We start from the raw sequence: 9,991 nt of genomic DNA, 5'->3' as shown, positions 1-9,991 counted from the left end.
CGATCATGTGCACGGGGATGCGGATGGTTCTCGCCTGGTCGGCGATTGAGCGGGTGATCGCCTGCCGGATCCACCAGGTGGCGTAGGTCGAGAACTTGTAGCCGCGGCGGTACTCGAACTTGTCGACCGCCTTCATCAGGCCGATGTTGCCTTCCTGGATCAGGTCGAGGAACTGCAGGCCGCGGTTGGTGTACTTCTTGGCGATGGAGATGACGAGGCGGAGGTTCGCCTCGACCATTTCCTTCTTGGCCTGGCGCGCCTCGCGCTCGCCCTTCTGCACGCCGTGCACGATCTTGCGGAATTCGCCGATCTCGAGGCCGGTGAGCGCCGCGAGCTGCTGGATGTCGTGGCGCAGCTCCTTGATGCGGTCCTTCTCGTGATGGACGAAGTTCTTCCAGCCCTTGGCCGAGAGTTTGGAGACGCGGTTGAGCCAGCGCGGATCGAGCTCGGAGCCCTGGTAGTTGCGCAGAAAATCCTCGCGCGCCACGCCGTGGCTGTCGCCGAGGCGAAGCAGGCGGCCCTCGAAGGAGACGAGGCGCTTGTTGATGTCGTAGAGCTGCTCGACGAGAGAGTCGATGCGGGCCTGGTTGAGGCGCAGCGACTTCACCTCGACGATGATCTCGTCCTTCAGCTTCTTGTACTTGCGGTCCTGATGCGGTGACAGTTTCTCGCTTTGCAACTGGTTAGAGATGTCAATTTCCTGCAGCCGGCGCAGCTTCTTGTACTCGCTTGCGATCTTGTCGAAGGTCTCGACCACCTTCGGCTTGAGCTCGGCCTCGATGGCGGCGAGCGACATCTGGTTCTCGAACTCGTCGTCGTCCATGTCGGCTTCGGCTGCGGCCTCGCCGGGATCCTTTTCCTCGCCTTCGGCCTCGGCTCCGGGCGCGCGGAACGGCGTCGCCGAGGGAGGAGCTGCGGGCGGGGCGACATGGGCGGGCGCCGCGGCGGCCTCGCCATTGGCGCCGGCAGCCACGCCCGTGATCGGCTGGCCGTCGGGGCCGACGACCTGCGGATTGAGGCCGCCCTTGGCATCGGGGCCGGCGTAGGTCGCTTCGAGATCGATGATGTCGCGGAGGAAGATCTTGCCTTCGTTGAGCTCGTCGCGCCAGATGATGATGGCCTGGAAGGTCAGCGGGCTTTCGCAGAGGCCTGCGATCATCGCCTCGCGGCCGGCCTCGATGCGCTTGGCGATGGCGATTTCGCCTTCGCGCGACAGCAGCTCGACCGTGCCCATTTCGCGCAGATACATCCGCACGGGATCGTCGGTGCGCTCGCCGGGCTCGGACTTCTTGACCTCGGTGACGGCCTTCTGCGTCACCTCGACGAGCTCGTTGTCGGTATCGTCGTCGCCGCTATCCTTGTCCTCTTCTTCGCCCTCGTCGTCGGCTTCGGTGACGTTGATGCCCATGTCCGAGAGCATCGACATGATGTCCTCGATCTGCTCGGGCGAGGTGGAATCCGAGGGCAGCACGGCGTTGAGCTGATCGAAGGTCACGAAGCCGCGCTTCTTGGCCTGCTTGATCATCTTCTTGACGGCAGCGTCCGACAGGTCGAGCAAGGGGGAGGGTGCGTCGGCCGCGTCCTTCTCGGGGGCGTCCGCTGCCTTGTCGTCCTTTTCCTTGTCCTTAACCTGCAGCGTCTTTGCCTTCGTGGCCATTCATTGCTCCCGAAACGCGCTTTCCCGCGGTGCGCACACGCACACCCGCTACCGACCAACACTCGAGGGACCGATTTCGTCCCCCTCTAACCTATGCAAATGACTCACGCGAAAATCGGAACCCGCTTCTCACTGTGTCATGCCCCGACGCGCAAAAGGGCGGCGCTTGTATCGCCACCCCGGATCACGTCGGAAATCCCGATGCAGCACTTAAGCTGCGGCTGTTAAGTTTCGCTTAAGCCTGTTTTTGCAGCCAAACCATGGGTTTGGCGAGTCTTTTAATGGGGCCGGCATGGGCCGTCCCGCATTATTTTCGAGCCTTGGTAACTAGACGCTGCGCTGGAACCGCCCGGACAGTTCCCCAAAACCCTCGATCAGAGCCTCGGTGCCGTCGGCTTCGGCCATCCGGGCCTGGATGTCCTTCAGCCAGGCCAGATGGGATTCGCTGCCATCCTCGGCCAGCGCCTGCTCAGCGTCTTTCATTTCCCTAAGTAGGGCGTGGGTTTTCTGATGCAAGGTAACGAGTTGCCGCCAGGTCGAAAGAACGTCCTCGCGGGCGGCGCCGGCCTTGGCCCCCCATACTGCCGCGGTGGTGATTGCCCGCTCAACCCGTTGAAGTATAGGGGTTAATCCGCGCGCCTCGAGGTCGGCCCGCATCTTTTCGGCCTGCTCGGCGGGCTCCGGGGAATGGTGGTGGTCGTTGGCGAATGCCGCCATGATGCCGGCGCGCAGCTTGATGCCTTCCGGGTGCGCCAGCTCGAGGGCGGCGACCTCCTCCAGATGGTCGTGCAGCAGCCAGGGGTGATTGACCAAGGTCAGCAGAATCAGGGCCTCGCGGCGGGAGATCGCCGAGCGCTGCCCGCGCATGATCGGGCTTCCCGCCAGCTGGGGGCTCGCCGCCTGATAGGGACCGGGCGGCAGCGCCGGGCCTGCCCCCTGCCCGCCCCTCGGCGGAAAACGGCCGCGCATGACGTTGCCGCGGGGAGCATAGCCGCGGGGTGATTCGCGGCCGGCGCGGCTGAAATTGCCCCTGCCATAGCCGCCCCGGCCGCCTTCCGGCGCAAAGGCGCGCTGCAACCGCTGCAGCAAATCCTCGCGATAGTAGCGGCGCACGACCTCGTCGCGGATGCTGCTTGCGAGCTCGTTGATGCGCGCTTCCAGCGCCGCGCGCCGCTCGGGCGTGGCAAAGCTGCCGCCCTCGATCTCGCGCGACCAGATCATGTCGGCAAGCGGCCGGGCGGCGGAAAGCACGTCCTCGATCGCGCCGCGGCCGCCGGAGCGCGCGAGATCGTCGGGATCCTGCCCTTCCGGCAGCAGCGCGACGCGCAAACTCTTGCCCGGCTTGAGCTGCGGCAACGCGAGATCGGCGGCGCGGTACGCCGCCTTCTGGCCGGCGCGGTCGCCGTCGAAGCACAGGATCGGCTCGTCGGCGACGCGCCAAAGCAGCGCGAGCTGGTTTTCGGTCAGCGCCGTGCCGAGCGGGGCGACCGCGGCGGGAAAGCCCGCCGCGACCAGCGCGATGACGTCGACATAGCCCTCGACCACGATCAGCTGAGCGCCGTTGTGCGCGGCCTGCCGGGCCGGGCCGTGGTTGTAGAGATTGTCGCCCTTGTGGAAGAGCGGCGTCTCCGGCGAATTGAGATATTTCGGCTGCGCATCCTTCTCCAGCGCCCGCCCGCCGAAGGCGATGACGCGGCCGCGCAGGTCGAGAATCGGGAACGTGACGCGGTCGCGGAAGCGATCGTAGGGCACCGGAATCTCGTCGCCGGCAACCAGCAGCCCCGCCTCCACCATGTCGGCGACGGGAATGCCCTGTCCGCCGAGATGCTCCTTCAGCGCAAAGCGTTCGGCCGGCGCATAGCCCAAGCGAAACTGCAATTGCGTCGCCGGCGACAGGGAGCGGTCAGCGAGATAGCCGCGCGCCTTCGCGCCATTTCGCGAGGCCAGCGTGTCCTGGAAGAATTTCGCCGCACACTCCATCACGTCGTACAGCGTCTTGCGCCGCTGCTCGACCCGCTCCGCATCCGGCGTCACCGCCGGCAGCGCCACGCCCGCCATGGACGCCAGCCGCTCCACCGCTTCCGGAAACGAGACGCCCTCGGTCTTCATCACGAAGTCGAAGATGTTGCCGTTCAGTCCGGAGGAGAAATCAAACCAGGCCTGCTTCTGGTCGTTGACGAAGAAGGACGGCGTTTTCTCCTGCTGGAACGGCGACAGCCCCTTCCACTCCTTACCCGCCTTCTTCAATTTGACGCGCCTGCCCACGACTTCCGAAACCGGAAGCCGGGCTTTGACCTCGTCGAGGAACTGGGGCGTGAAGCGCATGAGTAGAATTTCGGTGAGTCCGTGCCAACCGATAAGGGATATAGGGGAGCGAAAGGACAATACGAAAAATATCCGGCTTTTCCGGGCTATTCACAGGTGGCGCCCGCTCACAAAATACTCAGGGGCATTTGACGCTGGAAATACAATTGTATATACATTCTTCGAGGTGTTTGAATGCCCGGCCTTGAGCTCGAATTTCTCACCCCGGCCGGATTTGAGTGGGATGAGGACAAGAGCAACGCCAACCTGGCCAACACAGAATTTCCTTCGAAGAGGCCAGCGAAATCCTATACGGGCCGGTGATTGTCCGAGGGTCGAACCGCAACAACGAGGAGAGATGGATCGCGATCGGAAAGTCCCATGATCGTATCGTCACGGTAATCTTCACCCGCCGCAACGACCTGATCAGGATTATCTCGGCACGCCATCCACGACCAGATGAAGAAAGAGCGCATCGTAACGCGTCGATGGGGCGACCGGCGCAAGGGAAAGACTGACTGGGCGCATTTCGATGCCATGACCGATGCGGAGATCGAAGCCGCCATCGCCGACGATCCCGACTGGGCGGAATTCAAGGACATCGACTGGTCGGACGCCGTTCTCGTGATGCCTGCACGGAAGAAGGCGATCTCGATCCGCGTGGACGAGGATGTGCTCGACTTCTTCAAGAAGGAAGGCGGCGGCTATCAGCGGCGGATCAACGCGGTGCTGCGCTCCTACATGCAGCAGAAGACCAAGCCGAAAAAGCGGGCTTGATGGGACGCAGGTTCCACGCTTGGATAGCCCCATGTTCACGACCTTTCGAGGCGGACAGAGCGGGGCCTGGCGGATCACGCTGAATTCGGCGGTGCGGGGCGAAGGGCTGCCGGCGATGCCGGCGCTTGCGATCACGCAGGGCGCTTCCATCGCGCTGCCGCTGCTGCCGTCGGTGACCTCCTGGCGGCTGGCGGGCGTGGCCGGTCATGTCCGCTATGTCGAAAAGGCGGAGCAGGCGCAGCTGGCGGAGAAGCAGGCGCCGCTCGGGCGCAAGGAGGCGATTTTTGCGGCGCTGATCCCGATCAGAAAATCGGCGGCGTGGTGGGCGCTCAGCCAGGACGAGCGGCGCGAGATTTTCGAGGCGAAATCGCAACACATTTCCGCCAGCCTGAAATATTTGCCGCAGATCGCGCGCCAGCTCTACCACTGCCGCGATCTCGGCGAGCCCTTCGACTTCATCGCCTGGTTCGAATATGCGCCGGAGCATGCGACGGCGTTCGAGGAGCTGGTCGCCTTGCTGCGCGCCACCGAGGAATGGACGTTTATCGAGCGCGAGGTGGACGTGCGGCTGAGATTGGCGGAGTGACCTTCCGGCGTCATGCCCGGGCTTGTCCCGGGCATCCACGCTCTTCCTTGCTTGTCTCGACAAGGACGTGGATGGCCGGGTCAAGCCCGGCCATGACGGGCCTCATCCAAAAACCTCCCCGACTCGATGCGCGGCAGTTCTGCCACCGGCCAGTTGTAGACATAAGTCCACGCCTCGCTCGCGCTGCCGTCTTCGAGCGTGACGGAAAGCATCTGCCGCAAATACTCCGTCGGGTGCGGAAAGCCCTCGCCGCAGGCCTCGTACATGTCGAACTCGCGCAGCATCGCCTCGCGCTCGCGCAGGCGGTAGAGCTCGCCGTGGACGATGTCGGCGGGATCGTCTGATAGCACGAGGCCGGGATAGTGCTTGACGAGATAGAGCCGGCCGCGACAGTGCGCCTCGCCGATGAAATCGGCATGGGCCGAGAGCAGCCGCGCCATCGGATGGTCGAAGCCGCACATCAAAGTGCCGTAGACGAAGAGACGGTCGGAGATCATGCGGTCTCTATGTCATTGCGAGCGCAGCGAAGCAATCCATCTATCCCGATGCCGCAGCATGGATTGCTTCGCGAAGCCTGTCATCGGGCGCGCGTTCGCGCGACCCGTTGGCTCGCAATGACGGTCAGGCCTGGGCCATCACCACCTCGTCCGTGACGACCACGAACTTCGTCAGCGTCATGCGCCCGAAACTCGTGGTGAGCGCGACGTCGGCGGCGTCGCGGCCGGTTGCCATCAGGATGCGGCCGATGCGCGGCATGTTGTGGCGGGCATCGAAGGTGTACCACTGGCCGGAGAGGTAGACCTCGAACCAGCCGGAGAAATCCATCGCTTCCGGCTCCGGCGGCACGCCGATGTCGCCGAGATAGCCGGTGCAGTAGCGCGCCGGGATGCCCATGCAGCGGCAAAACGTCAGCGCCAGATGCGCGAAATCGCGGCAGACGCCGGTGCGCTGCTCGTAGACGTCGTGCGCCGACTTCATGTGGTGGGCGTGCTGATAGCCGAAGGCGACGTGACGATGCACGAAATCGACGATCGCCTGCACGCGCGGCCATCCCGGCGGCGTTGCAGCGAATAGCGACCAGGCGATATCGGTGAGCCTGTCGGTCTCGCAATAGCGGCTCGGCATCAGATAGAGCAGGACGTCGTCCGGCAATTGCTCGATCGGCAATTGCTGCGCGGTCGGCATCACGACGTCGGGCAATCCGGAATCGCGCACCAGCGCATCGCCGAGCAGCCTGATGCCGCCGGCGGGCGCGACCAGGCGGCCGCAGATATTGCCGAAGCTGTCGCGATAGAATCCGATCGGCACGTCCGGATCGGCGACGATGCGCTCGGCGCCGAGGATGTCGGAATGGCGCGAGGGGTGGATCGAGAGCATGATCACCATCGGCGTCGGCTGCGCCGCCGCGTAGGAAATCTCGAAGCCGACCCTGATCTCCATGCCCAAAAATTCCGCAGTTGACGACCGCGCGCCCCCTCACAAGAGGCACATTAGTGTTGGTCTTTTCAACGCGCGCATCGGTTCACCGGTTCCCGCCGCAGCGGCGTAACGATATTGTGCCCGCGCATTTATTGAGACATCGCTCATTTCCGGACCGCACTGCCGATTCGATGGGCAGCAATCGAGGAAAATCGCATTGAGTGACGCGGGCGACACGCCACACCTCCTGACCGGGGCCGATCTTCCCCCGGTGCTCGAATTCAACCAGGCTACCGCTTCGCCCTTCCTCTTCGCCTGCGATCACTATGGCCGGATCATTCCGCGCGCCCTCGGCGATCTCGGCGTGCCCGAACACGAGCTCGTCCGTCACATCGCCTGGGACATCGGTATTGCCGGCGTCGCCGAGCAACTCGCACGCCGCATGAACGCGCATCTGATCGCGCAGCGCTATTCGCGGCTGGTGATCGACTGCAACCGCCCGCCCGATGGCGCAAGCTCGATACCCGTCCTCAGCGAGGCCACGACCATTCCAGGCAATGAGAACCTCGCACCGGAAGAAGCGGAGATCCGCCGGCACGAGATCTTCGCTCCCTATCACCGCCGCATCGGCGAGATCATCGACGCGCGGCTGCAGCGCGGCCAGCCGACGGTACTGATAGCGCTGCACAGCTTCACGCCCGTCTATGCCGGCATCGCGCGGCCCTGGCACATCGGCACGCTCTATCACCGCGACCGCACGCTGCCGCCCCTGATGCTGCAGCACCTGCGCGCCGAGGGCGATCTCGTGGTCGGCGACAACGAGCCCTATGCGGTCAGCGACACGACCGACTACACCATCCCCGTGCACGGCGAGAAACGTGGGCTGATCAACACCGGCATTGAAATCAGGCAGGATCTGATCGGCGACCAGTCAGGCCAGAAGCAATGGGCGGAGCGGCTCGCGCGCATTCTGAAGGAGATCGAGGAGACGCTGCGGAAGGAGATGGTGATCTGAACGCCGACAGCCAGGAGATCGACCATCGATCCAAACCGAAATGGCCACGCCGCACGGCCTTGCAATCCTGATGACCGCAATGGCTGCTCTACAGCATCTTCAATTCGACAATGCCGTCTTCGATCTCGCCCCGTGCAAAGCGCGCCCGAGCTGCAAGCTCAAGCGCAGTCCGATGCCTTTGCAGATAGCTGAGCGCCTGATTTTGAGTGTCGAAGGTCGTCTTCAGCCGGCAGATCTGCCGCGCCGAACCGATCGCCAGAACGAAGGTGACGCTCTGGTTCCTGCCAGTGTCGGCTTTGGGCGAGATTCGGATACCCATGCTCAGCCCCTCCAAGAGCATCCAATCGGCCACGAGTGCACGCCGAGCATTTGAAAGTCAAGCGGAAGGCTACGCCGTGTCATTGGCGCCGCAGAGTTGCACTTCAATCTAGCCGATCCGGACCATCCGAAATGCCGAAACAGGCGCTCGGCGATGGAGGGCTATCTATTTCAATTCGGCGCACCATATATTCGCCTATCACTCGGCCTCTGCCATCGGCACCGGTGACAGAGAGACGTTGGTGCTCCCGCCGAACAGCCGGAGTACAGCCGTGAGCGCTCTCATCTATCCCTTGCATTTTCACCGTCGGTTTGAACGTCGGTGGGCCACGCGAATAAACGGCGATCAGACTCGTCGCTCGCCCCCGCAGGGAACGGACACCTGCAACACCTGCGGCCATGTCGTCACCGCGCCCTCCAGATCAACTCATTTGCCGGGCGGGAAGATTACCAACCATTGGCAGTGCTCGGCCTGCGGCAACGCGTGGGAAACTTTCGTCGACTCCCAGCCTGGAAAGGCGAAATAACGGACGGCGTTCCCGCCGATGCACAATTCAGTTGCGCGTCGATCTGAAAAGAGCCCAGAAAGATGAATCCTTCGAGCCGCCGGTCTTGCCGCGTGCGGGGCACGGACGTCACGGGCCCATCCTCGCCGCAACCGGCTCGAAGCTTCTACTCAGCTCTTCGTCGCTGCCTTGGCGAGCTCGAGATCGATGGCGCTCACGCAAGCCCTGGCCAGCGAGTAGTCCATGCTCGTGGAGGCCACATTTCTTACAACCTCGCTGACGAGACTTTCCTTGGAATAGACGCTGGTCGTCTTGAACCTTGCTATCGCCCCGTCCGAGGCTGAGAACTGGGTGACGCAGAGGGGCACAAGAATGAACATCCGGCCACTGCTCTCAGCCGCGGCTCTCATGATTCTGGCGCTCTCCCCCGTGACCCAACCGCCCCACATGAAGCCGATCGTCACGGTCGCGACGGCGCCAACAGCGATCCCCTGAAGAAGACGGGTCCGCGACTCGCCCTGCAAACAATGCTGGAATTTTCATGCACGTTGCATTCTTGAATGGCTAGCTTGTTCTGTTGCGTCCAATGCAGCGCGCCAGCGCCTCTCGCCCTGTTTTCCTAGAAGTTCGACGCATCAAGCTCGTAGGATCCTTTCAGGCCCCGTGAATAGAGTCTGGTGGCGGTCCAGCAGATTACCTCTCGATTCATATCGAAGGCCGTTAGAAGAGCGGTTTCGTCGGGCAGCAAATTGGGGACGAGGCGCTTGAGCGCATCCCGGGTGACAAAGAACGAACATTCCAGGGCACTGTCGTAGCCCCAGAAGCGTACTGCATCCCGAGTCGCGTCGAAGCTTCGGCTGAGGTTTGGAAAGATCAGTGGCATTGTAGGTCTCGAACCTCGCGTAAGGGATATCTCCCTCGTTTCGGCAGCCGACGATTCACCGATTCACCACGAAATCCAATTCTGTCGGGCGCCGAGACGGCACACGGCCGTCGCTTCGCACCGGGACGGGCCGCCATGCGTTCGCTCTGACGCAGTTCTATGACCGTTACGGCTAGCGCTTTCTGTCGGAAGAAAGGGTTGGTTGCCATGCAGCGGCCTTCTGGCTGGGCGCGGCGGCAATTACCCTGATCTTTGCCTTCTTGGGCTTCTTCGGCTCACGATTGCCCCTTTGCTGGCCTTTGGCCATCTCGATCTCCTCTGGTGTGGCGATGACACAAGCAGCCAGCAGACTCATTCAGCCCGGAAGGCGGCTTGCTTCCAACACACGTCGACGACACGTACTCGCAAAGCTGCGGATCACTTCCGCCTTACGTGTTGCATCCGCGTCGTCCTATCCGCGCAAGGCTGCTGCCACTATGACAAGTACAGGGAACAGCGGGATGATCACCGGCGGCACGATCCAATC

The 9,991-nt window shown here is 63.1% G+C and carries 12 protein-coding genes; 4 read left to right on the top strand and 8 right to left on the bottom strand.

All coding sequences use genetic code 11. The features are described from left to right. The coding region (gene rpoD / locus ACT4OC_RS25870; protein ID WP_444841883.1) for an RNA polymerase sigma factor RpoD at window positions 1-1,657 on the bottom strand (1,657 nt) is incomplete at its 3' end. 327 nt (window positions 1,658-1,984) lie between these two features. Then, window positions 1,985-3,982 carry a DNA primase gene (gene dnaG, locus ACT4OC_RS25865; protein ID WP_444841882.1) on the bottom strand — a complete coding sequence of 666 codons (1,998 nt, stop codon included), beginning with the start codon at window positions 3,980-3,982 and terminating at the stop codon, window positions 1,985-1,987. A 299-nt stretch (window positions 3,983-4,281) separates the two neighbouring features. On the opposite strand from dnaG, the gene ACT4OC_RS25860 reads away from it, so the two are divergent. Genes ACT4OC_RS25860 through ACT4OC_RS25850 form a run of 3 tightly spaced genes read left to right on the top strand, consistent with a single transcriptional unit; the run spans window position 4,282 to window position 5,324 of the window. Then, window positions 4,282-4,479, top strand: a complete 198-nt coding sequence (locus ACT4OC_RS25860; RefSeq protein ID WP_444841881.1) for a BrnT family toxin — start codon at window positions 4,282-4,284, stop codon at window positions 4,477-4,479. Continuing rightward, window positions 4,421-4,738, top strand: coding sequence for a BrnA antitoxin family protein (locus ACT4OC_RS25855; RefSeq protein ID WP_444841880.1), 318 nt, complete (start codon window positions 4,421-4,423; stop codon window positions 4,736-4,738). The genes ACT4OC_RS25860 and ACT4OC_RS25855 overlap by 59 nt, the downstream gene beginning before the upstream one ends. Before the next feature lie 31 nt (window positions 4,739-4,769). After that, the gene (locus tag ACT4OC_RS25850; RefSeq protein ID WP_444841879.1) at window positions 4,770-5,324 is read left to right on the top strand and encodes a chlorite dismutase family protein; all 555 of its coding nucleotides are present in this window, start codon (window positions 4,770-4,772) and stop codon (window positions 5,322-5,324) included. An 80-nt stretch (window positions 5,325-5,404) separates the two neighbouring features. Here the strand turns inward: ACT4OC_RS25850 and ACT4OC_RS25845 are convergent, their stop codons facing one another. Both ACT4OC_RS25845 and ACT4OC_RS25840 read right to left on the bottom strand, forming a co-directional pair. After that, window positions 5,405-5,821, bottom strand: a complete 417-nt coding sequence (locus tag ACT4OC_RS25845) for a gamma-glutamylcyclotransferase family protein (RefSeq protein WP_444841878.1) — start codon at window positions 5,819-5,821, stop codon at window positions 5,405-5,407. A 124-nt stretch (window positions 5,822-5,945) separates the two neighbouring features. Next, complete coding sequence (locus ACT4OC_RS25840) at window positions 5,946-6,764, bottom strand: transglutaminase-like domain-containing protein (RefSeq protein WP_444841877.1); 819 nt, start codon at window positions 6,762-6,764, stop codon at window positions 5,946-5,948. A gap of 190 nt (window positions 6,765-6,954) precedes the next feature. Between ACT4OC_RS25840 and ACT4OC_RS25835 the strand changes: the two genes are divergently transcribed. Then, window positions 6,955-7,758, top strand: a complete 804-nt coding sequence (locus ACT4OC_RS25835) for an N-formylglutamate amidohydrolase (protein ID WP_444841884.1) — start codon at window positions 6,955-6,957, stop codon at window positions 7,756-7,758. Between the two features lie 88 nt (window positions 7,759-7,846). Here the strand turns inward: ACT4OC_RS25835 and ACT4OC_RS25830 are convergent, their stop codons facing one another. The 4 genes from ACT4OC_RS25830 to ACT4OC_RS25815 all read right to left on the bottom strand — a co-directional run bounded on the left by ACT4OC_RS25830 (window position 7,847) and on the right by ACT4OC_RS25815 (window position 9,772). Next, window positions 7,847-8,077 (bottom strand): hypothetical protein, encoded by a 231-nt coding sequence (locus ACT4OC_RS25830; RefSeq protein WP_444841876.1) that lies wholly within the window; start codon window positions 8,075-8,077, stop codon window positions 7,847-7,849. 675 nt (window positions 8,078-8,752) lie between these two features. Further along, entirely contained in the window at window positions 8,753-8,962 is a 210-nt protein-coding gene (locus ACT4OC_RS25825) for a hypothetical protein (protein ID WP_444841875.1), read from the bottom strand. A 239-nt stretch (window positions 8,963-9,201) separates the two neighbouring features. Further along, entirely contained in the window at window positions 9,202-9,465 is a 264-nt protein-coding gene (locus ACT4OC_RS25820; protein WP_444841874.1) for a DUF1488 domain-containing protein, read from the bottom strand. A gap of 172 nt (window positions 9,466-9,637) precedes the next feature. Then, on the bottom strand, window positions 9,638-9,772 hold the full coding sequence (locus ACT4OC_RS25815) for a hypothetical protein (RefSeq protein ID WP_444841873.1): 135 nt from the start codon (window positions 9,770-9,772) through the stop codon (window positions 9,638-9,640). Window positions 9,773-9,991: the final 219 nt, after the last annotated feature.

The organism is Bradyrhizobium sp., from assembly GCF_052389815.1.
In the GTDB taxonomy this organism is placed as follows: Bacteria; Pseudomonadota; Alphaproteobacteria; order Rhizobiales; family Xanthobacteraceae; genus Bradyrhizobium.
The sequence above is the reverse complement of the archived record's forward strand: the minus strand, read 5'-3'. Positions and strand labels throughout refer to the sequence as shown.